This window comes from Rheinheimera sp. D18 (assembly GCF_004345025.1).
Classification (GTDB): domain Bacteria; phylum Pseudomonadota; class Gammaproteobacteria; order Enterobacterales; family Alteromonadaceae; genus Alishewanella; species Alishewanella metallidurans.
Window position 1 is genome coordinate 2,071,079 of sequence record NZ_CP037745.1, and the last position, 21,066, is coordinate 2,092,144.

Consider the following 21,066-nt stretch of genomic DNA (forward strand, 5'->3'; position numbering starts at 1 on the left):
CCTTTTATCATTGATGATCTGTTATTGACAAAAACTGCAGTGGCTGCAGGCCGTAGGGGCGTAGCTCTATATCTACCTGTCTGATCTGGCGAGCAGCTGACGTATCAGCGCAACATTGCAGCTCCAGCCGCAAATAAGGCCCGGGTGTCATTAGGGTAAAGTCATCGGGTACCAGATCGGCTAAGCTAAAAAATTGTTCAGCAGACAAAACCGCATTATTGCGGCTGACACGAATCATATCAGCTTTTGGTGCAGAAAAAAGTAAATCAAGCATTGCTGACGGGATATATGCCGGACTGTTGCCGGCAAATGGCACTAAGGTAACAAATGGCGCTACTCTGCGCTGCCAGTAACGGTCCCAATGCGGCAAGTTGGCTAACTCAGTTAAATGTTGCACTGGCAAAACAACAGCATTATGGCTAAGTCTGTCACGCTGTAAAAACGGATTTTGCCGCAGTTTAATTTGCTGCACCATGGCTTCAGCTTCATGTTGTGGCTTACCGTGGTACTGCAGCAACTGTTGCAAACCGGCGAAGTCTGCTTGCAGGTTTATCAAGCTTGGTAAGTTAAACAGTCTTACGTCGCTATTTTGCCATACAAAGGGGCTACCGTAAAAATTCCACTGACTCAGCAAAGTGTTATCATTGTTTGTCTGATTGACCAGTGGCTCAGTTAACAAGTTAAAGATCAGCTCATTGGTTTGGCTATACAACATATTTTTATGTTGCAATTGCTGCTGTAGCGCCAGTACTTGTTTTTGCTGCATTTGAGTATGGCCAACGGCGATCATCAGCAAAGCCGCCAAAATGCCGGTAATAAGTAGCACCTGTACTAAGGCAATACCAAGATGTGCTCTGGTTAGCATCGGTTAATACTCCGGGTCAGCACGTGTTTTAAGTAAGTTGTCAGACACATCATGCACCATCACCGGCCATGAAAACTGCTCTACATTAATTTGCACCACTAAAGGGTGTTGCCGACGCTTAATACCATCGTATTCGGTAAACCAGGCTCTGGGTTCAAACTGAACCGAAGAAAGCGGATCGCTGCCGATTTCTCGGTCTGTCAGGCTGGGCCAGCCAAAATACTCGAAATTGATACTTTGCTTGCCTTGAAACAGAACAAGTCTGTACGAAAAGGGTAATTGTTGGCCAGCTTCAGCTAATAATGTCTCTGCAATCACGGCTTCCTCATACACCAACTGGCTGGAGCCGTCAGGCAGGCTTTCTTTGAACAACCGATATACAGCAGGTGAGCCTGGTGCTTGCACAGAGGTATGACTTACAGCTGTAAAACCATCTTCTTTACCCAAAAAATAAAAGGCATATTGTTGTCCGGAAATAACCATGTGCGGAAAGGTTTTAGTCAATACCCGGTTGGTAAGCTGCCAGGCGGCGTAGTCGGTCATCGCGGTTTGAAAACGGATTCGCGTTTTTTGCCAGTTATCCTGAAAATACTGAAACACCATAGCGCCACTTATCACCAACATGCTCAATAATATCAGAGTGATTAACACCTCTATCAGGGTAAAGCCGCGCTGTTTCAAAGTACTTCCTTCAGCTCTGGGACATAGGCAAACTCCAGATACTCAAATTGCTCTTGCGCGCTCAGATAACTGACTGTTACTTTGACACTGTACAACATGTAACGATCCTGATAACGCAGAAACTGGCTGGCTTCAGGGTCAAAACGAGGCACGGGAGGAGCTTTTCGCGACACTTCAGCAGTCCAGTTAAAGCTTACTTCGAGTAAATTATTTGAACCCGATAACGCCGCGCTCGGAGTCTCCTGCTGTGCATCGAGAATAGCTTTTTGTATATGGCTCTTAATCGGCTCAATTCGCGCCAGCAACAGCAGTTTATCGGTCGCTTTTTTAGTACCTTGCATAGCGACCTGAAAGGACAGTAATGCACTGGTTACTGAGGCAAATAATATTACCGCAGCGACAAGCACTTCGATAAGGGTAAAACCTTTATTCCGAGTCAATTCAGAATTCATAGTGAATTCCGACTGTTGGCAATTGATACTCCCGCTGGCGGCTAGGCGCAGAAGCCGGAGCCCAGACAATCTGCGCAACAGACCAAAAGCCGTTAGCGTTTACCGAAAACTCCTGTTTGGCAAAATGCAATGTTTCAAATTCATGCTGACGCGGCACCGGGCTTGTATCTGGCTCGGCTCTGGCGGTTAGCCAATATGCAGGCTGTGGTTTAATGGTCAGTACATTGCCGTTAAGTTCTATCTCAAATGCAGTCTGATTGTTAAGTGCGTTGAAACGTGCCTGATCTAACAGCGAAAAAACCTGTTCAATTTCTTTTAACTGACGGCTGCTGTCCAGTTGCTTGAATGTAATGCCGCCAACCAGGGTAAGGCTCAACCCCATTATTACCATTACAATCATCAGCTCTATCAGTGTAAAACCGCGGCGGCTGCTATTAGAGATCAACATTAGTTACCGCAGATATACTCAGCATCATTACCACCACTACAGTGCCGACTATTATCCCCATTACCATTATCAGTAGCGGCTCAAGCAAATTAAGCAGCCTGCTGACCCATGCATAAAACTGCGTTCTGGAACGATCGGCAATTTCATTAAATACCTGCTCAAGTTCAGCGCTTTCCTCACCTATGGTTAACAAGGATGCAAAGAACGGCGGAAACAGTGACGTCTCGCCGAGACTACTGGCTAACCCATTGCCACGCCTGATATTGTCTAAAGCGGCGTTGGTTTCAAATTTAAAGCGTTGGGTTCGCAAGGTTGCGCTGGCCAACTGCAGCACCTTATCTATGGCTAATCCAGCAGACAACATTGTTGCTATAGCTGAACTAAACCTTATACGCTCGACCATCAGATTAGCCGAACGGACAATAGGCAATCGCTCTTTTGCCCATTGTGTTACCTGCACTATCCGCTGATGATCTCTATATGAATGCGCCATAGCGCTGAGCAGCACAACAACAACACCAAGGTGAATTTGGTAGCTGACGAAAAAATCACTCACATCTAACAGTAACGACGTATACCAAGGCAAATTTCCCGCGTCCCGGAACAACTGGGACATATTAGGTACAACAAAGTTGAAAATAAATAGCAGCGCCAGAATACAGACAAACAAGATTACTGATGGGTACACCAAGGCTTGCTTAATTTTTGCTGACAGTTCAAGTTGATATTTCATTTCCTGCGATAGTTTAGCAAAGGTGTCAGCCAGTTGACCTGTTTCTTCGGCAATTTTGACCAAACCAATATATAAAGAATCAAATGCAGGATTTGCAGCTAAAGCATCTGACAGCGCATGGCCTTGTTTAATTTCCTGCAGAATATTATCCAGCAGATTAGCTAACGCCTGATTTTCAACATTTTGCTGCAAAATTGTCAGTCCGCGGTCGAGGCGTAAACCAGACTTAAGCAACAACGCCAGCTCTGTAGTAAAAAACTCTATATCTTTTACTGTTAGCGTACTATTTCTAAACGCTAGTTTGTGCTCAAAATGCTGTTTTATTTCAATAATTAGCAAGCCATTTGCTTTGAGCTGCTGCTCAGCTTCTTGCTTTGACGCAGCAAACAGGGCAGCTTGTTGTTTCACACCACTTTTGGTGTAAGCAGTATAGGTAAACTTGGCCATTACCCTGCCACCCTTAATACTTCATCCAGTGTCGTAATACCTTTTAGCACTTTAAGAATGCCGTCTTCCAACAGTGTTCTGAAGCCATTTTCTGCATTATGTTGTTGAGCTTTATGAATAAATCCAGGCTCCGATATGTGCGCTTTTATGTGGTCGTCGCAACGCAAATATTCAACAATGGCTATACGGCCAGAATAACCGGTATTTGCACAGTGCTCGCAACCAACAGCATGTTTAATAGTGATGTCCCGCCCCAGAGTGGCGGTGAGTTTTTTCATATTAAATTGGGTAAACACTGCTTCTTTAAACGGTTCAGGCTCAGCACAATGCTGGCAAAGCTGCCTGACAAGGCGTTGTGCTACCACACTTTTAACCGCAGCAGCCAACAGAAAAGGTTCAACACCTAAATCAACTAGTCGCGTGTATGCACTGGCGGCATCATTGGTATGCAAGGTGCTAAAAACCAGGTGACCGGTTAACGAAGACTGCAAAGCGATAGACGCGGTTTCAAGATCACGGATTTCCCCTATCATGATGATATCCGGGTCCTGTCGTACGACGCTTCTGAGTGCTTTTGCAAACGTATAACCGATATCACTTTGTACCTGAACCTGATTTACACCGGTTAACTGGTATTCTACGGGATCTTCAATGGTAATTATTTTAATGCCCGGCTCGTTCCTACGGGTAAGAAAAGAATACAGGCTGGTAGTTTTACCAGATCCCGTTGGGCCAGTGAGTAAAACAACTCCAGACGTTGAGTTGATGTCCTGCATAAGGCACTTTTCGACGTCCGGTTCTATACCCAGCCTGGAAACATCGTATTCGAGTGATCCTTGCAATAAAAAGCGTAAAACCAGGCTTTCCCCAGTAGCAAGCGGAAGTGCTGACACGCGGATATCGAGTGACTTACCATCGACACGCATTTCAATTTTGCCATCCTGTGGCCTGCGTTTTTCTGCAATATCCATTCTGGACAATAGTTTTAAGCGGGTAACAACCGGCAACAGCATGGCTGGTGTCAAAATATCTGCATCTTGTAATACTCCATCTATGCGATACCTGACACGGCCTTTGTTTGCATAAGGCTCAATATGCATATCAGACGCTTTTCTGCGCAAACCTTTAGCTATAAGGCTATTCAGTAAATTTACAGTTGGTGCTTCTGACGCCATTTCCTTAAGGCGCTCTTCTTCTAAACTGGTCAAACCGGCATCAGAAGGTTGCGTTTGCAGGTTCACCTGTGACGCACGTAAAGCATCAAACTGAATTTCGCTGCACAACGCTAAATGCACTTTGTGTGGCAAGGAGGCTATAAACTCGTTGACATCAATATTGGATGGGTCACGTAAAATCAAGTAGAGGGTGTCATCTGCGTAGCGGTAAGCAATAATGTCTAATGCCAGTGCTTCAGCAATTAGCTGCTCAGACAACACCTCTGACATGTCAGTCGTTGTGATTTCATCTTCAATTAAAGGTATACCGAACAAGCGCGCGTAAAGTCCGGGCAAGAGTTCTGATGACAAACTGCCCAAACGAACCAGAATTTGCTCAAGTTTGCCACCATATTTTTCCTGATACGACAGTGCTTTGTTCAGGTCCTGCGAGCTGATACCGAAATCTTCAGATAACAGGCTTTCTAGTGTTTTCATGTTAATTTTTATGCTCTGCTCAGGCGGCTTAAATAACCATTAATTAGTAATTACATCTTCGGCATTAGCTTGTCCTGAAGGACCATAAGACATAATCGTAAAGGGACTGTTGTTCAGTCCTGGCGTTTGATACACATAGGGATTTCCCCATGGATCAAGGGGTACATCTTTAGGTAAGTAGGGACCATCCCAACGTGGATGCTCACTTTTCCTTAACTCGTCAAGACTAACCGGAAAACGCCCTGTGTCTATGCGAAAGGTGTTCACCGCAGTTTGCAGCATGCTAATTTGAGTTTCCGCAGTTTGCACTCTGGAACTGTCTACTCTTGAAAACATTTGTGGCGCAACAATTGACGCCAATAACCCCAAAATGACAATTACAATAAGCAATTCTATTAATGTAAAACCCGCTCTCTTTTGCTTTACCATACCCAAACCTCAAATCAGACTTTTCTAATGATAATTACATCCTGCTATTAACGTAACTTTGCATTGTGATGCATATCGCGTTGATGCTGCTAGGATACCAAAAACTCACGTTATAAGTAACATGCTATTTGCGATGAAAAAAAACGGGCAAGTTGATATACTCGGTAAAAAAGTCGAAGTAGTTTATGCCAGCTCTTAGTATTGTCATTCCGCTGTTTAACAAAGTTAACTCTGTAGCGCGTGCTATTGAGTCTGTTTTGCAGCAAAAGTTTACTGACTTTGAACTTATTGTTGTAAATGATGGTTCTACGGATAACAGCACTAAGGCGGTAGCACAATTCTCAGACCCCAGAATTAAGCTGATTGACCAGCCTAATCAAGGCGTGGCAGTGGCGCGAAACAGGGGAGTGTCAGAGGCCAAAAATGCCTATGTTGCCTTTCTGGATGCCGACGATTGCTATCATCCTGAGTTTTTGCAACGCATAGCTGAACTGGTAAGTATGTATCCGGACGCTGCTCTTTATAGTTGTCGATTTAATATTGCCGATGAAACAGGTCGCATTTTTACGCCAAAAGGTATATTCGCTGATGGCACTGTTGGCGAGTTGCCGGCATTTTTATCTGACTTTAAACGTGACCGGACTATTATCCATCCTTCTTGTATGGCGGTAAATAAAAGCCGGTTTTTAGCTTGTGGCGGTTTCCCAGAGGGCAAAAAAGTTGGTGAAGATTTGCAGTTGATCCTTCGCATGTCTTTGCTCGGTGCCGTCGTGCATGATCACAGCGTATTAGCAACCATACACCGGGATGCAGAAAACAGAACGCATCACCGGCTAAAAGCAGAGCCTGCCTGCCATTTACAATATTTTTTGACCGATGATAACTGGCAACAGAACATTTCTGAGCAACAAATTGCTGCGGTGCATGACTTTGTCAGGCACAACACGCTTTTACATATAGCAGGCGCTGCGCTGCTTGGACAACGCAGCCTGGCCCGTTATTATTGTGCCATGCTGTGGCAGCAAAGTCCGCGGCAAAGTATCGCAGGTTATTGCATATCCATAGCCCCAAAAGCCATCTTACACTGGTTAAAACGGAGGCGTAACAGTGCTTGATCCTCTGGTAACGATATATATACCTACGCACAACCGACCTGAAATGTTAGCGCGGGCGTTAAAAAGTGCCATCGAGCAAGAGTATAGCAATATTGAGATTATTGTCGTTGATGATGGTTCAACTGAAGAAAACTATGTAAAAGTTGCCGAACTGTGCAAGCGCTACAACAATGTAATATTGTTGCGGCAACAAACCTCCGCTGGCGCTTGCGCCGCGCGTAATTTAGCCATTACCACAGCGAGCGGACAGTTTATAACCGGCCTTGATGATGACGATGAATTTCTACCTGGACGCATCAGCGCTTTTGTTGTTAATTGGCATAAGCTAACCTCGCCGTCACTTTTATGTACCGGATACCGCTTTATACTACCTGGCGGTGCTGTTGTCTGTAGCGGAGGCACAGAGCGCAGTATAGATAGAGCCCGCATTTTTCATATAAATGATGTAGGTAATCAGGTTTTTACCCGCACTGCATATTTACGGCAAATTTCTGGTTTCGATACAGCTTTAGTAGCGTGTCAGGATTACGATGTATGGATGAGGCTAATAACAACTTTCGGCACAGGCTACCGGCTCGCGCTTGTCAATTATGTAGTGCATCAGGAACACGACTCACCACGGATCTCGCAATTTGATAAAAGATTACGGGGCCACAACCAGCTAATCAACAAATACCAGGCCGTTCTGACCACAGAGCAATTACGCAGCCAAAGGTTTTTTTGCGCGCTATATGGCGGTGAAAAAAACCTTTGGCGATTGCTTAAACTAAGCGGATGGCGCCATCTGCTGGTACTGGTAAAATTTATGCTGGCGCGCGCAATGATTAGGCACGACAGTTAAATTTTAACAGTTCAGACAACACGTTTGATCTTGCTACTGCTGTTATCGGTATGATGGGTCAGCGCAACCAGATCACAATTGCCGTCAGAGGGCATAAATGCAACTTGCTCATTTAGTAATAGCTGGCGAATAGCCTCAACGTCGTAGTTATTACAGGCTGTTTTTAACATGCCCAATAACTGCTGCATTGCACTCCAGCTTAATGCCGTTTCGTTTGCTTTCATAATCCGCGGGTGATCAGTTTCTTGCTCGTTACCACTAATTAAAAGTTCTTCATACAGTTTTTCGCCTGGCCTTAGGCCAGTAAATTGAATTTCAATATCACCGCTGGCGTGCACATCATCTTTTACTTCTAACCCCATCAAATGCACCATTCTTCGCGCCAAATCAGCTATTTTAACCGGCTCGCCCATATCTAACACAAACACATCACCGCCCTGTCCCATAGCACCGGCCTGAATAACCAACTGTGCGGCTTCGGGTATGGTCATAAAATAGCGAATAATATCTTTATGGGTTACGGTGATAGGGCCGCCACGGCGAATTTGCTCGCGAAATAACGGCACCACAGAGCCACTTGAACCCAGCACATTACCAAACCTAACCATACAAAACCGCGTGCTACTTTGACGCTGTGATAGGGCCTGAAGCACTAGCTCAGCCATGCGTTTAGTTGCACCCATAACGTTGGTTGGCCGTACGGCTTTATCAGTAGAAATTAAGACAAAGGTTTCAACACCAGAGTTAATTGCTGCCTCAGCAGCGCAGTTTGTACCGAAAATATTATTTAGCACACCTTCAGTAACATTAAATTCAACTAAGGGTACATGTTTATACGCCGCAGCGTGATAAACAGTTTGTACGCCAAATGCGCGCATGACATTTTCTAATAAACTCTGCCGTCTCACCGATCCCATAATAGGAACCAACTTAATATCTAATTGTTGCAACTTGATTAACGCAGCAAGCTCCTGTTCAATGCTGTATAACGCAAACTCTGAACATTCAAATAGTACTAGTACTTTGGGTTCATATTTAATAATTTGCCGGCATAACTCTGAACCAATAGAACCGCCAGCGCCAGTAACCATGACCGCCTTATTAGCAATGTTAGCTAACATTAGTTTATTTTTCGGTGCCACCGAGTCACGGCCTAGCAAATCTTCTATTTTTACGTCTTGTAATTCATCAATACGCATTGAGCCATCGATTAAATCACTCATTCCAGGTATTGATTGTACTGGAATTGGCAGCTCTTCTAGCGCATCCAATACTTCTCGGCGTCTTGCTCGACTTGCCGATGGCACTGCCAGCAAAATTCGGTTGATATTGTGGGTTTTTATTAAGTTAGATATTTGGGTTTGTGCACCAACCGGCATGCCTAATATAGTAGAACGATGCAATGTCGTGTCATCATCAACAAAGACTACCGGGTGATACTGTTCACCATTCATTAATGCTTGTGCTAGTTGCCTACCCGATGAACCTGCTCCATAAATTAAAACTCGTTCTTTATAGCCATTATTGCGTTGTACCAGAAACATGCGTGCCAATAAACGTAAACCGCCAGATGACACTAGCGCTAAAATAGCATAAACAAAAATAAGGTTGCCTTTATCGTGGATCTGAAATAAACCAAACAATAATGCAAGAATAAATGTACTACTGACTATCCCCGCTAGCACTGCACCTAGTGCATGTTGGCCGATATAGCGAATAACTGCTCTATACAAACCTAATTTAGTGAAAATAAACAACGTTATTGGCAATGTAATAGCAAAAGCTAGTGCAATTTGCGGTACGTGGTTTAAATTAGTTTGCTGAGTTAAAAAATAACCTGCTACTAATGAGCAAACTAGTAAAACTATATCGGCACAAACTGAAATTAGCCGCTTAACCGAACGCGGCAAGGCTAGTAACCAAGCTAGCATTTAAAGCTCCAAGTATTTTTAGCAATATATTGCAGTGACGCTATTATAACAGCTAATTAGGCATTTCACCGTTATCCGCAAGATTGGCGGCAATTAACTTATTAAGCCACTGCTGAAATTTCGGGCCTAAATTAATATCACGCAAGCCATATTCAACAAACGCCTGCATATAACCGAGTTTATTACCACAATCATGGCTACGGCCAACAATATGGTAAGCATTCACATGCTGCTGTTTCATCAATATCGCAATAGCATCTGTTAGCTGTATTTCATCACCTGCGCCCATTGGCGTATGTTTTAACGCATCCCAAATCAGCGGTGTAAAAACATAACGCCCCACCACAGAAAGATTTGATGGTGCGTCTTCAACTGCGGGCTTTTCAACGATGGCGGTCATATTAACAGAATCTGCCGACAATAAATTATGGCCGCCTATATCAACAACACCATAACTACTAACACTTTCCATTGGCACTGGTTCAACCATCACCTGACTAACACCGGTTTCGCTAAATAATGCACACATTTGCGCCAAATTATCGCGTTTTAGGTTACTGTCATAACCATCTATTAATACGTCGGGTAGTACCACTGCAAAGGGTGCATCGCCAATCAATGGTTTAGCACATAACACGGCATGGCCGAGCCCTTTCGCTTCGCCTTGGCGCACATGCATAATAGTAACGTCTTTTGGGCAAATAGCCTGCACTTCATCTAACAGTTGGCGCTTAACCCGCTTTTCTAGCATTGACTCAAGTTCAAAGCTTTTATCAAAGTGGTTTTCAATACTGTTTTTTGACGAGTGCGTTACCAGTACAATTTCTTTAATACCCGCAGCAATACATTCTTGCACCACGTATTGTATTAATGGCTTATCTACTACAGGTAGCATTTCTTTGGGAATGGCTTTCGTAGCTGGCAGCATTCTAGTGCCTAACCCTGCCACTGGGATCACCGCTTTGGTTACTTTATTGTTGCTGGTCATATTTTTACGTCCTCGTATTACCCGCTCGTCCATATAACTGGCTATATTAGCATTAATGCCCAGTTATAAAAAAGACAACGCTAGGCATAAGTTGATTCATTGGCAACTATATGACCAGATTAACCCTAACCATCATGCCTTAACGTTAACTCGGTGCTAAAACTATTAACGCAACAAGCCAACCGCATCAACTACGGCATTATGGTTAGCCAATTCAGGTTTTATTACGCTAAATGCACTATGGCGCACCAACACACAAATAATATCGGCGTCTAATGCGCTACGTACATCAGTTAATACTACTTCAGGTTGAGTGAACTGTTTCGGTAAAGCAGTTATATTAGGTTCGACAATCAACAGTTGGCAGCCAGTATCAGCTAACTCAAGAGCAATATCTAAGGCTGGGCTTTCACGTAAATCGTCAATATCGGGTTTAAACGCCAAACCTAATACCGCAACTTTAGCATGGCTTCGTCCAGCATCTGGGTTGGCTTTATGCCAAGCATCCAGTTGCTGTTTTACTTTATCTAATACCCACTCTGGTTTACTGTCGTTTACTTCACGGGCCATACGAATAATGCGTGCTTGATCAGGGCATGAGTCAACGATAAACCATGGGTCGACAGCAATACAGTGGCCACCTACACCAGCGCCAGGTTGCAGAATATTGACCCGCGGGTGCCTATTGGCAAGAGAGATCAGTTCCCACACATTAATATCTAACTTGTCGCAAATCATCGACAACTCGTTAGCAAAGGCAATATTAACGTCGCGAAAACTATTTTCAGTCAACTTTGCCATTTCGGCAGTGCGCGAATTGGTAATAACGCAGTCACCTTTAACAAAGGTTTTATACAGCGCTACGGCTGCAGCCGAACAGGCTGGCGTCATACCACCGATAACGCGGTCATTTTGCACTAATTCACGTAATACATGGCCCGGCAATACCCGCTCTGGACAATGCGCAATGCGAATATCTGAACTTTCGCCATGGCTTTGTGGAAAGGTTAAATCAGGCCGCGCCTCCGCCAACCATTCCGCTATTTTTTCTGTGGCCCCAACTGGAGAAGTCGATTCAAGTATAACCAAGTTGCCTTGTTCTAATACCGGCGCTAACGCCTGACAGGCTTTTTCAATATAGGTTAAATCAGCAACATGATTTTCTTTAAACGGTGTCGGTACGGCAATAATAAAGGCATCAGCAGCAGATACCTTAGTAGACGCGGACAAATAGCCTTCAGTAACTGCCGCTCGTACAATAATATCTAAGTCTGGCTCTACAATATGAATGCCACCACGGTTTATGGTTGAAACGGTATTTTCATTAACATCAACACCATACACCCGTACTTTACGTGAAGCGAAAACAGCAGCAGTAGGTAAACCGATATAACCCAAACCAATAACCGATAATGTCTTAAACATCATGAAGAACTCCAAAAGATAAGCGTAAGAGGGTTAGCATACTGCGTCTGGCTGAATATAAACCGAATGAAATTGCATACAATAAAAGAAATATATAACATTTTACTCGAATCCCTCTAATCCCTCCAAACCTCCCTTTATAAAGGGAGGCTTTATTTTCCCCTCTTTCATAATGAGGGGGTACGGGGGAGATTTAGAAGATTAAACCTGATCTCTTTCAACACTGACAACAAATCTGTTGTCACTTTTCGATTAGAGAATCGTAACACTGTCAAACCAAGTGAAGCCATTATATTATCTCGTATAGCGTCATATTCACGTGCATTTGCATGGTCATGTATTTCACCATCAAGTTCAATAACTAGTTTTGCCTTAGCGCAGTAAAAATCAGCTATATAACCAGCAATTGGTTTTTGCCGGTAAAACTGCATACCGCACAACTGTTTTTTTCGTATCGCGTGCCACAGTATGAGCTCAGCGTCTGTCTGGTTAGAACGTAACGTGCGAGAAAATGCTTTCAGGTTTTTATTATATGGCAGCATACAATCCCTCCAATTTCGCCGAGCTTCCTAATCCCTCTAAACCTCCCAATCCCTCCAGACCTCCTAATCCCTCCAAACCTCCCTTTATAAAGGGAGGCTTTATTTTCCCCCCTCTTTCGTAAAGAGGGGGTTAGGGGGAGATTCGGGAGGCTTTACCCCCCTCTTTCGTAAAGAGGGGGCAGGGGGAGATTCGCATTCACCCCTTTCTCCTGCAACAACTTTTGCAGTGTGGCTTTAGCACTATCATCGCCGTGTACAATGCGCACTTGCTGTGGCGGTTTTTTCATGCCTAGCACAAAGCGTAATAAACCTTGTTGATCGGCATGCGCCGAATAGCCCGATAAACTAATAATTTCAGCGCCAATGGTTATCCGCTCGCCGTCGATATCAACATAACCGCCTTTGGGGCCATATTGCGTAATAGCCGCACCTAAGGTGCCGCGTGCTTGATAACCAACAAACACCACCTGATGCACTGGGTCTGGTAATAATGCTTTTAAATAATTAACTACCCTGCCGCCTTCACACATACCACTCGCGGCAATAACAATTGCTGGTTGGCGGGTGCTGGCTAAGTATTGCACCAAGGCTAAATGCTGCTCATGGCTGTCAACAGTATGCAGCTGCTCAAAGCTAAGTGGATGCCGGCCTACTTTTAAACGGTGTTTAGCTTCTTTATCCCAGCGCGATTTTAAGCTGTTATAAGCGTCGGTAAAACGTGCAGCCAAGGGTGAGTCGACAATAATTTGTAGCTCGTCCCAGCTAAGTGCTTGATGAATTTTCTGCCCGCGTAGCCGGTGCATAATGGCTTCAAGCTCATATAACAACTCTTGGGTACGGCCAATACTAAAAGCCGGAAACAACACCGTGCCGTTATCTTGCAACGCATGCAGTAATACCTGCTCTAACTGTTTAACTCGCTCGCGCCTATTGGGGTGTAGCCTATCGCCATAGGTACTTTCTATTACTACCGTATCAGCCGCATACGGCGGTTTAGGTGCGGGCAGTAAAGGTGCGTAAGGTGCGCCTAAATCACCAGAAAACACGGTTTTATACGGTTTGCTTGTTGGTTTACTAGCTGAGCTGTTAGTTGGTACGTTGTGGCGCAGCTCTACATAGGCCGAACCTAAAATATGCCCCGCTGGTTGCAAACGCAGTTGCAAATTAGCATCAGCTAGCACAGGTAAATTAACCCATTGCTTAAACTCACACGCCACTAGCTGCCGGTTAATTTTAGCCAAAAAAGCGGCAATAAGCTTAGTATCTCGGGTTACGCCCACTTTAAGGGCATCTTCCAATACCAATGGCAGTAAGGTAGCCGATGCTACTGTGCAATAAATTGGTCCAGTAAAACCGGCAGCTAATAAATACGGAATACGCCCCACATGATCTATATGCACATGGGTAACAATGAGCGCTTTAATATGCGTAACAGGAAAATTAATTTGTGGTGAACTCGACGAGCCAGAACCAGATACTTCAGCGCCTTGAAATAAGCCGCAGTCAATTAGCAGGCCATAATCGTCACTAATGCGGTATTCATGACAAGAGCCTGTAACGCCATCTACCGCACCGTGGTGAATAAATCTCGGGCTTGAATATATGCTAGACATGCTGTCACTCCAGAAACTAAGCGAAGCTAAATGCTAACAAATTAAATTCAAATTAGTAACATGAGCGGAGAGTATAAACGTAATAAAGATACCGACGTTTAATTAAATACGGCAAAGAAAATCTAACATAGTGCGAACAATTTACGGCAGTTTGGTAAAATAAAATTGATATAATAGTAGGCATCAACTGACACCGAATATCTCTGGGATAACTAAATGGTATCTTAACTAAATCACCAAGGCTGTTGCTGCTTACTTGTTGACGTACAGCTCGGTATGCTGCTCTATCCTTGCATAAAAAATCAATATCTATAGATTCACGATACTCGTTAAGCTCAAGCGCAATACGAGTGCCTCCGCCGAATAATATATTATGCTGCTTAAGGTAATCGCTATTAAAATTATGCAAACAGGTTGCAATTAGCTGGTTCTGAAAACAGCGACTATTTACGCTACAAAACATACACCAGCGCTGGTTATATGTCCAGTTAGGCTAGTCATTACCAAATAAATCGCGGGTATACACCTTAGTATCTACATCAGCTAAAGCATCGCTGCGTCTATTCGCCACAATAACATCGGCGTATTGCTTAAACTCAGCTAAATCACGTATTACTCGGCTGTGGTAAAAATGCTCTTGCTCAAGCTCAGGTTCGTATACAACTACCTCTACGCCCTTAGCTTTTATGCGCTTCATAATGCCTTGAATAGCAGAAGCGCGAAAATTATCTGAACCAGTTTTCATTACTAAGCGAAATATGCCCACTACCTTAGGGTTACGCGACAGTATAGATTCAGCAATAAAATCTTTACGAGTGCGGTTAGCATCAACAATAGCCTGCATAATGTTATTCGGTACATTTTTATAATTCGCCAATAACTGTTTAGTATCTTTAGGTAAGCAGTAACCGCCATAGCCAAAGCTAGGGTTATTATAATGGTTACCAATACGCGGGTCTAAGCCGACACCTTCAATTATTTGCCGTGAATTTAAGCCATGGCTTTCAGCGTAGCTATCCAGCTCATTAAAATACGCCACCCGCATCGCAAGATAAGTGTTAGAAAACAGCTTTATCGCTTCAGCTTCAGTGCTGTCGGTAAATAGTACCGGCACATCTTGCTTAATTGCGCCTTGTTGCAACAACGCTGCAAACTGCTTAGCACGTTCGCTTTGTTCGCCAACTATTATCCGGCTTGGGTATAAGTTGTCATATAACGCGCGACCTTCACGTAAAAATTCTGGTGAAAACAAGATATTTTCGCAGTTAAATTTTTCACGTACACTTTTAGTGTAACCCACTGGCACGGTTGATTTAATTATCATTACCGCTGTTGGGTTAATAGCTAATACGTCAGCAATTACCGCTTCAACACTACTGGTATTAAAATAATGGGTTTGTGGGTCGTAATCGGTTGGTGTGGCAATAATAACAAAATCAGCATCGGCATAAGCTAGCCGTTTATCGAGCGTTGCGGTGAAACTTAAGTTTTTATTCTGTAAAAAGTCACTAATTTCTTTATCGTCAATCGGCGATTTTTTGTCATTTAATAACGCTACCTTATGCGGCACAATATCAATGGCCACAACCTGGTTGTGCTGCGCCAGTAACATGGCATTAGATAAACCAACATAGCCGGTACCAGCAATAGTAATTTTCATTTTTCCATCCATTTTAGTAGCTTATACCAACGAATCGCCATGCTACAGTAGCAAAGCTTAACGAAAAGTTAAGAGCATAATTAATTACAACCGTCTAAACTCTACCATAGCGATCAGAAAGCCGAACAATATCGTCTTCACCTAAATACGCCCCAGTTTGCACTTCAATAATTTCTAGCGGCATATTACTGGGATTCTCCAGTGCGTGCACCGCGCCAATAGGAATATAGATTGACTGGTTTTCATAAAGTAAGGTTTCAGTACCATTAAGTGTTACTTTTGCCATGCCTGAAACCACGATCCAATGTTCAGAACGGTGATGATGCAGCTGCATAGATAACGTCTCACCCGGCTTTACCGTTATGCGCTTTACCTGATACCGCTCGCCACTAGCAATTGCCTCGTACTTGCCCCAAGGTCGGTATACTTCGCGGTGTATTTTATACTCACTGCGCCCTGTTGTTTTTAATTGCTGCACTATAGCTTTTACAGCTTGTACTTTATTTTTTGTTGCTACTAATACCGCATCTTTAGTTTGTACCACCACAGTATCAGTTAAACCTAACGTCGCCACTAGGCCCGTTTCGGCAAACACATAGTTATTGCTACCATCAATATCCAGCACATCGCCTTTATGCACATTACCAGCACTGTCTTTTGCGCTAATGTCCCATAACGATGCCCAAGAGCCAATATCATTCCAGCCGGCATCTATTGGTACTACTACTGTCGCGCGGGTTTTTTCCATTACTGCGTAATCTACTGAATCACTTGGGCAGGCTATGAAAGCATCATAATTAACGCGAATAAAATCTAAATCTGGGTTTACGTCAGCCATTGCGCGCTCGCAGGCGATATATATATCAGGTCGATGCTGTTTTAGCTCAGTTAAATACACGCTGGCTTTAAACATAAACATGCCGCTATTCCAGTAGTACTCACCGCTGGCTAAGTACTGCTGCGCAGAAGTTAAATTGGGCTTTTCCACAAACTGCGCCACGCTATAAGCATCACCTAATGCCGCACCACGCTTTATATAGCCATAACCGGTTTCAGCTGCGGTAGGCACTATGCCAAAAGTCACTAAGTTATTGTTGTTCGCCAACACGTCAGCTTGCGCCAAGGCTTTGATAAACTCCGTATTATTGGCAATAACATGGTCAGCGGCTAGCACTAACAATAATGGGTCAACGCCCTGTTTAAGCGCCGTAAAAGCAGCAAGCGCAATAGCGGGTGCCGTATTACGCCCTGCGGGTTCTAAAATAATATTATGGTCAAGCTGGCTAATTTGCCGTAGCTGCTCGGCGGCAATAAAGCGGTGATCTTCGTTACAAATGACTAAAGGCGGTAAGGTTTTTATACCAGCTAGGCGCAAAATAGTGGTTTGCAACATAGTGTGTTCGCCATGCAGCGTTAAAAACTGCTTTGGCATTAAATCACGCGACAAAGGCCATAATCGGCTACCTGTGCCACCAGCCAAAATAACAGGCAAGATCATGTTTACCCCTTAGCGCTATAGTTAGTTGTGCTAGTCGTAATACTCTGCAGCAGAAAACGGTAATGCCCGCTGATCTTTTTCTGACAAGATTATTTGCGTGGTATTCGGCCAATTTATTGCAAGTTGTAGGTCGTTCCAGCAAATACTGCGCTCACCCGCTGGGCTATAGAAATCTGTCGTCTTATAAAATACATCAGCATACTCTGACATCACTAAAAAGCCGTGCGCAAACCCCGGCGGAACCCATATTTGCTGACGGTTTTCTGCAGACAGGATATTAGCAGTCCACTGACCAAACTGTGCAGAGCTGCGGCGCAAATCAACAACGACATCATAAATCTCACCATGCAATACGCTAACTAACTTTCCCTGCGGTTGAATAATTTGATAATGTAAGCCGCGCAGAACGTTTTTAACTGAGCGTGACTGGTTATCCTGAACAAAGTCAACGCCACTAACCTGTTGATGAAACTCTTGCTGATTAAAACTTTCAAAAAAATGGCCGCGTGCGTCGTTATATATGCTTGGTGTCATTAGTAGAACATCCACTAAAGACGTATGAGTTACCCGCACGTTAGCGCTCCTTAACTGTTTGTTGCCACTCAATAAAGGTCAACGTTAACTGACTCTGCCAACTGGGTAACTGTAAATTAAAGGTTTGTTCAATTTTATTTAAGCTCAACCTTGAATTAAGCGGCCTTACTGCTAGTGTTGGATATTGTGTCGAACTAATAGCGTAGCAACGTTGAGGCTCGAGTTTTAGCTTAACACCTTGCTGTCGAGCTAACGCAAAAATTGCTTGCGCAAAACCATACCAACTAATTTCCCCCTTGGTCGTTAGATGATAAATGCCACTGAGTGCGCGGCCTTGATGTAGTGCTTGAGCAAGTGTCAAAGCAGTAATTTGTGCAATAAGTTTCGCCGGTGTAGGCGCGCCAATTTGATCGGCAACCACATTTAATGTGTCGTGATTAGCCGCCAGTTTAAGCATGGTAAGTAAAAAATTATTACCCCGCGCCGCGTATATCCAGCTAGTGCGAAAAATTAAGTATTTGCTACAGTATTGCTGTATCGCGTTGTCACCGGCTAACTTACTAGCGCCATACACTGACAAGGGCTCTGCAACATCTGTTTCTTGCCATGCACGAGTACCAGAACCCGAATATACGTAATCAGAAGAATAATGAACTAGCCAAGCATTTATCTGCTGCGCCAGTTTCGCCAGCGCCTCTGGTAAATTGGCATTGAGGATAAAGCATGCTTCTTGCTCAGTTTCGGCCTTATCTACAGCAGTCCACGCTGCAGCATTAACAATAATATCTGGCTTATGCTGGGAAATTCGCGCAAGCAACATGTTAATATTGGTAAAATCGACGTCTTGTCTACTTAAGCAATGAACATACCCTAACTCAGCTAAACTGTGCACTAGTTCAAAACCTACTTGCCCGTTAGGTGCAAGTAAAACAATATTCCTCATTGTTTAACCAACTTATGTCAGAGTCATCTTTTTACTCTATCGCCACTACCTTTGCCTGACACTGTCATAATAATGTATTTAAAGTAGTTGGCTATGTTAAGCGATGCCAGCATACGCGCATCAGTTTGCGCGAGTAACTCTGGCGTAGACATATCAATGTCGTTTACCTGTGCTAAACCGGTTATGCCTGGGCGGGCTTTTAGCACGCCGCGCTGTTCGCGCTCGGCTATTAATTCTTGTTGATTAAACAAACTCGGCCGCGGGCCGACTAGGCTCATATCACCGCATAGTACATTCCATAACTGCGGTAACTCATCTAATTTGGTTCTACGCAAAAAGCCACCGAATGGCGTAATTGCGCTGGCGTTGGCTAAATGGCTAGCAACATGCGCCGTATCGGGTTTCATGGTGCGAAACTTTACTAAAGTAAAAGGCTTTTTATTACGCCCTACCCGCACCTGACAAAAAATGGGTGAGCCGGTATCAAATAAGCCGATAACGGTAAGAATAAGCAATACCGGAAAACCAAACACCAGGCCACAAAGGGCAAAAAATATATCTAACAGCCGAATTAACATACAACCTCTAAACTAAAAACTAAATACTGATAATTCGCTCTTTATTCGACAATATCAGCGGTATATTCATTAAACTGCATAATTAGCTGAGCGAGACATTGTTGTAAATACTCAACCAAGCTTAGCCTGTTCATACCGTTATCTCCTCGGCTGTTTGCCGGATCATTTTCACAAAAGGTTCTGAACCATCGACACTGGTGACAATATCTATTTTTTGCTCACCCAATTGCTCCACGATATGCCAACGGGCTGCGCGCTGTTGTTTTTTGTCAAAGCCGTTAGATAACACCAACAAGTCAATGTCTCCGCCACGGGCGGCATCATCCGTACGTGAGCCGAACAAAAATACCCTTGCATTAGCATCTTCTGCTGTTATCGCTTTGAAAATAACTGTTTTTTCAAACTCAGACAGTCGCATACACTCTCCTGGCAACAATAAGCAAAAGTTTACCCAGCTATCACACTTTTAGCCAGTAGCCTTTGTCTGACAAACACTCAACGCATTGCAGTGAAACAGTGTGCGATAGCAGCTACACAGCAAAGCGTAATATTGGAGCTACGACATGTAAATGTCCTGATGAGCCTTCACGACAAAATCTATATCAAAGTTGTTTTCAGCATAAATACGTCCTTGCTGACCAAATTCTACACATTTGTCGTAGTGATTCAGTAAATAGTTAATTTTCTCTACTAAAGGTTTAACCTGTTTAACTGGGACAAGAAAACCTGTTTTGTTGTTAATCACCGCATCTTCGCAACCCGGTACTTCGGTTGTAATAATCGCCCGACCAACAGCCGCAGCCTCTATCAACGCCTTTGGGAAGCCTTCGCGGTAAGAAGGTAGCACAACGATAGTTGATGCTTTTAGCACGCTATAAACGTCTTTCTGAAATCCCAAAAATGTTATACCGTCAATTTTCGACCATTGAGAAACTTCTTTTGTTGTCAACGAAGAAGGATTCGCAGGATCAATATCCCCAGCTAACCAGAACTCAACATCGGTTCTTTGCTGCAGCACCAACTGAGCCGCCTGTAAAAACTCAGATACGCCTTTCTCTTTGAGTAATCTCGCCGTTAGCAGCACCACTTTTTTGTCTGTAGTGGGTAAAGCTGACAGCGAAAACTTGGTTAGATCAACACCAGAACCTCTAATCAGTTTAGTTCTAGCTTTAGGAATAATTTTTCGTTCGACAAAAAAGGCTCTGTCATGTTCGTTCTGAAAAATTGCTGTGAGCTTAGGGTTACCAAGAGCCAGTTTATAAAACCGGATAGATATAAATCTGAGTACACTATTTTTAACGCTGTCTGTAGTAAACACGGAACCCAAACCTGCAATTGCTACCACAACCTTACGAATATTTAATAACCTTGCCGCTAAGCCGCCATACAGAACAGGCTTCACGGTAATACAGTGCACTATGTCCGGCTTAAGCTGCTTAATAAGCTTGAATAAATTAAACAAGCCAATAAGCTCTTTGAACGGATTTGTCCGGCCACGCTCGATATCAACAAAATGAAATTGGTAGCCTAGCTCACGCAGATGCACCGTTGATTCATGATTCACAGAAGCGATATGAATTTCATACCCGGCTTGTGCCAGGTTTTTTGCTAACGCAACTCGGTGTGATAAAAAATAATCGGGACGATTTACGATAAATAACGCTTTAGACATATATAAAACCCGACCTAGA

General features: G+C 43.7%; 22 protein-coding genes. 2 read left to right on the forward strand and 20 right to left on the reverse strand.

Going from position 1 to position 21,066, the window contains the following annotated elements; all coding sequences use genetic code 11:
- Positions 1-7: 7 nt before the first annotated feature.
- Genes E0Z06_RS09785 through gspG form a run of 7 tightly spaced genes read right to left on the reverse strand, consistent with a single transcriptional unit; the run spans position 8 to position 5,707 of the window.
- Positions 8-865, reverse strand: a complete 858-nt coding sequence (locus E0Z06_RS09785) for a hypothetical protein (RefSeq protein ID WP_132584193.1) — start codon at positions 863-865, stop codon at positions 8-10.
- A gap of 3 nt (positions 866-868) precedes the next feature.
- Positions 869-1,546, reverse strand: a complete 678-nt coding sequence (locus E0Z06_RS09790; protein WP_132584195.1) for a prepilin-type N-terminal cleavage/methylation domain-containing protein — start codon at positions 1,544-1,546, stop codon at positions 869-871.
- Positions 1,543-1,998, reverse strand: a complete 456-nt coding sequence (locus E0Z06_RS09795; protein WP_132584197.1) for a type II secretion system protein — start codon at positions 1,996-1,998, stop codon at positions 1,543-1,545. The genes E0Z06_RS09790 and E0Z06_RS09795 overlap by 4 nt, the downstream gene beginning before the upstream one ends.
- Positions 1,988-2,446, reverse strand: a complete 459-nt coding sequence (locus tag E0Z06_RS09800) for a type II secretion system protein (protein ID WP_132584199.1) — start codon at positions 2,444-2,446, stop codon at positions 1,988-1,990. The genes E0Z06_RS09795 and E0Z06_RS09800 overlap by 11 nt, the downstream gene beginning before the upstream one ends.
- Entirely contained in the window at positions 2,433-3,626 is a 1,194-nt protein-coding gene (locus E0Z06_RS09805) for a type II secretion system F family protein (protein WP_132584201.1), read from the reverse strand. The genes E0Z06_RS09800 and E0Z06_RS09805 overlap by 14 nt, the downstream gene beginning before the upstream one ends.
- A complete protein-coding gene (locus tag E0Z06_RS09810) occupies positions 3,626-5,278 on the reverse strand; it encodes an ATPase, T2SS/T4P/T4SS family (protein WP_132584203.1) in 1,653 nt (550 codons plus the stop codon). Before E0Z06_RS09810 ends, E0Z06_RS09805 begins: the two co-directional genes overlap by 1 nt.
- A 39-nt stretch (positions 5,279-5,317) precedes the next feature.
- The gene (gene gspG, locus E0Z06_RS09815) at positions 5,318-5,707 is read right to left on the reverse strand and encodes a type II secretion system major pseudopilin GspG (RefSeq protein ID WP_132584205.1); all 390 of its coding nucleotides are present in this window, start codon (positions 5,705-5,707) and stop codon (positions 5,318-5,320) included.
- 185 nt (positions 5,708-5,892) lie between these two features.
- Here gspG and E0Z06_RS09820 point away from each other — a divergent pair, with 185 nt between their 5' ends.
- Both E0Z06_RS09820 and E0Z06_RS09825 read left to right on the forward strand, forming a co-directional pair.
- Positions 5,893-6,822: a glycosyltransferase family A protein gene (locus tag E0Z06_RS09820; RefSeq protein WP_132584207.1), complete on the forward strand. Its 930-nt coding sequence runs from the start codon at positions 5,893-5,895 to the stop codon at positions 6,820-6,822.
- Positions 6,815-7,663, forward strand: a complete 849-nt coding sequence (locus E0Z06_RS09825; protein ID WP_132584209.1) for a glycosyltransferase — start codon at positions 6,815-6,817, stop codon at positions 7,661-7,663. The genes E0Z06_RS09820 and E0Z06_RS09825 overlap by 8 nt, the downstream gene beginning before the upstream one ends.
- 11 nt (positions 7,664-7,674) lie before the next feature.
- On the opposite strand, the gene E0Z06_RS09830 is transcribed toward E0Z06_RS09825, so the two are convergent.
- The 13 genes from E0Z06_RS09830 to E0Z06_RS09890 form a co-directional block, all read right to left on the reverse strand.
- A complete protein-coding gene (locus tag E0Z06_RS09830) occupies positions 7,675-9,594 on the reverse strand; it encodes a nucleoside-diphosphate sugar epimerase/dehydratase (RefSeq protein ID WP_132584211.1) in 1,920 nt (639 codons plus the stop codon).
- A gap of 52 nt (positions 9,595-9,646) precedes the next feature.
- Positions 9,647-10,582: a UTP--glucose-1-phosphate uridylyltransferase GalU gene (gene galU, locus E0Z06_RS09835; RefSeq protein ID WP_132584213.1), complete on the reverse strand. Its 936-nt coding sequence runs from the start codon at positions 10,580-10,582 to the stop codon at positions 9,647-9,649.
- Positions 10,583-10,747: 165 nt separating this feature from the next.
- On the reverse strand, positions 10,748-12,010 hold the full coding sequence (gene wecC, locus E0Z06_RS09840; RefSeq protein ID WP_132584215.1) for a UDP-N-acetyl-D-mannosamine dehydrogenase: 1,263 nt from the start codon (positions 12,008-12,010) through the stop codon (positions 10,748-10,750).
- Positions 12,011-12,174: 164 nt separating this feature from the next.
- Complete coding sequence (locus E0Z06_RS09845; RefSeq protein ID WP_132584217.1) at positions 12,175-12,549, reverse strand: endonuclease domain-containing protein; 375 nt, start codon at positions 12,547-12,549, stop codon at positions 12,175-12,177.
- A gap of 152 nt (positions 12,550-12,701) precedes the next feature.
- Positions 12,702-14,162 (reverse strand): MBL fold metallo-hydrolase, encoded by a 1,461-nt coding sequence (locus tag E0Z06_RS09850; protein WP_132584219.1) that lies wholly within the window; start codon positions 14,160-14,162, stop codon positions 12,702-12,704.
- Positions 14,163-14,214: 52 nt separating this feature from the next.
- Complete coding sequence (locus E0Z06_RS09855; RefSeq protein WP_132584221.1) at positions 14,215-14,625, reverse strand: nucleotidyl transferase AbiEii/AbiGii toxin family protein; 411 nt, start codon at positions 14,623-14,625, stop codon at positions 14,215-14,217.
- Positions 14,626-14,655: 30 nt separating this feature from the next.
- Entirely contained in the window at positions 14,656-15,822 is a 1,167-nt protein-coding gene (locus E0Z06_RS09860; RefSeq protein WP_132584223.1) for a nucleotide sugar dehydrogenase, read from the reverse strand.
- Between the two features lie 94 nt (positions 15,823-15,916).
- Entirely contained in the window at positions 15,917-17,320 is a 1,404-nt protein-coding gene (locus E0Z06_RS09865; RefSeq protein WP_132584225.1) for a mannose-1-phosphate guanylyltransferase/mannose-6-phosphate isomerase, read from the reverse strand.
- Positions 17,321-17,350: 30 nt separating this feature from the next.
- The gene (gene rfbC, locus E0Z06_RS09870; protein ID WP_132584227.1) at positions 17,351-17,893 is read right to left on the reverse strand and encodes a dTDP-4-dehydrorhamnose 3,5-epimerase; all 543 of its coding nucleotides are present in this window, start codon (positions 17,891-17,893) and stop codon (positions 17,351-17,353) included.
- Between the two features lies 1 nt (position 17,894).
- The gene (gene rfbD, locus E0Z06_RS09875) at positions 17,895-18,797 is read right to left on the reverse strand and encodes a dTDP-4-dehydrorhamnose reductase (RefSeq protein ID WP_132584229.1); all 903 of its coding nucleotides are present in this window, start codon (positions 18,795-18,797) and stop codon (positions 17,895-17,897) included.
- A 23-nt stretch (positions 18,798-18,820) separates the two neighbouring features.
- Entirely contained in the window at positions 18,821-19,375 is a 555-nt protein-coding gene (locus E0Z06_RS09880) for a sugar transferase (protein WP_132584231.1), read from the reverse strand.
- Between the two features lie 130 nt (positions 19,376-19,505).
- Positions 19,506-19,793 carry a nucleotidyltransferase domain-containing protein gene (locus tag E0Z06_RS09885; RefSeq protein ID WP_132584233.1) on the reverse strand — a complete coding sequence of 96 codons (288 nt, stop codon included), beginning with the start codon at positions 19,791-19,793 and terminating at the stop codon, positions 19,506-19,508.
- Positions 19,794-19,931: 138 nt separating this feature from the next.
- Positions 19,932-21,047 carry a glycosyltransferase family 4 protein gene (locus tag E0Z06_RS09890; RefSeq protein WP_132584235.1) on the reverse strand — a complete coding sequence of 372 codons (1,116 nt, stop codon included), beginning with the start codon at positions 21,045-21,047 and terminating at the stop codon, positions 19,932-19,934.
- Positions 21,048-21,066: the final 19 nt, after the last annotated feature.

Bases quoted from the DNA above. Each gene is read 5' to 3' on its own strand.
- E0Z06_RS09785 (WP_132584193.1), bottom strand. From the start codon at position 865: ATGCTAACCAGAGCACATCTTGGTATTGCCTTAGTACAGGTGCTACTT.
- E0Z06_RS09795 (WP_132584197.1), bottom strand. From the start codon at position 1,998: ATGAATTCTGAATTGACTCGGAATAAAGGTTTTACCCTTATCGAAGTG.
- E0Z06_RS09800 (WP_132584199.1), bottom strand. From the start codon at position 2,446: ATGTTGATCTCTAATAGCAGCCGCCGCGGTTTTACACTGATAGAGCTG.
- E0Z06_RS09805 (WP_132584201.1), bottom strand. From the start codon at position 3,626: ATGGCCAAGTTTACCTATACTGCTTACACCAAAAGTGGTGTGAAACAA.
- E0Z06_RS09810 (WP_132584203.1), bottom strand. From the start codon at position 5,278: ATGAAAACACTAGAAAGCCTGTTATCTGAAGATTTCGGTATCAGCTCG.
- gspG (WP_132584205.1), bottom strand. From the start codon at position 5,707: ATGGTAAAGCAAAAGAGAGCGGGTTTTACATTAATAGAATTGCTTATT.
- E0Z06_RS09820 (WP_132584207.1), top strand. From the start codon at position 5,893: ATGCCAGCTCTTAGTATTGTCATTCCGCTGTTTAACAAAGTTAACTCT.
- E0Z06_RS09830 (WP_132584211.1), bottom strand. From the start codon at position 9,594: ATGCTAGCTTGGTTACTAGCCTTGCCGCGTTCGGTTAAGCGGCTAATT.
- galU (WP_132584213.1), bottom strand. From the start codon at position 10,582: ATGACCAGCAACAATAAAGTAACCAAAGCGGTGATCCCAGTGGCAGGG.
- wecC (WP_132584215.1), bottom strand. From the start codon at position 12,010: ATGATGTTTAAGACATTATCGGTTATTGGTTTGGGTTATATCGGTTTA.
- E0Z06_RS09845 (WP_132584217.1), bottom strand. From the start codon at position 12,549: ATGCTGCCATATAATAAAAACCTGAAAGCATTTTCTCGCACGTTACGT.
- E0Z06_RS09850 (WP_132584219.1), bottom strand. From the start codon at position 14,162: ATGTCTAGCATATATTCAAGCCCGAGATTTATTCACCACGGTGCGGTA.
- E0Z06_RS09855 (WP_132584221.1), bottom strand. From the start codon at position 14,625: ATGTTTTGTAGCGTAAATAGTCGCTGTTTTCAGAACCAGCTAATTGCA.
- E0Z06_RS09860 (WP_132584223.1), bottom strand. From the start codon at position 15,822: ATGAAAATTACTATTGCTGGTACCGGCTATGTTGGTTTATCTAATGCC.
- E0Z06_RS09865 (WP_132584225.1), bottom strand. From the start codon at position 17,320: ATGATCTTGCCTGTTATTTTGGCTGGTGGCACAGGTAGCCGATTATGG.
- rfbD (WP_132584229.1), bottom strand. From the start codon at position 18,797: ATGAGGAATATTGTTTTACTTGCACCTAACGGGCAAGTAGGTTTTGAA.
- E0Z06_RS09880 (WP_132584231.1), bottom strand. From the start codon at position 19,375: ATGTTAATTCGGCTGTTAGATATATTTTTTGCCCTTTGTGGCCTGGTG.
- E0Z06_RS09885 (WP_132584233.1), bottom strand. From the start codon at position 19,793: ATGCGACTGTCTGAGTTTGAAAAAACAGTTATTTTCAAAGCGATAACA.
- E0Z06_RS09890 (WP_132584235.1), bottom strand. From the start codon at position 21,047: ATGTCTAAAGCGTTATTTATCGTAAATCGTCCCGATTATTTTTTATCA.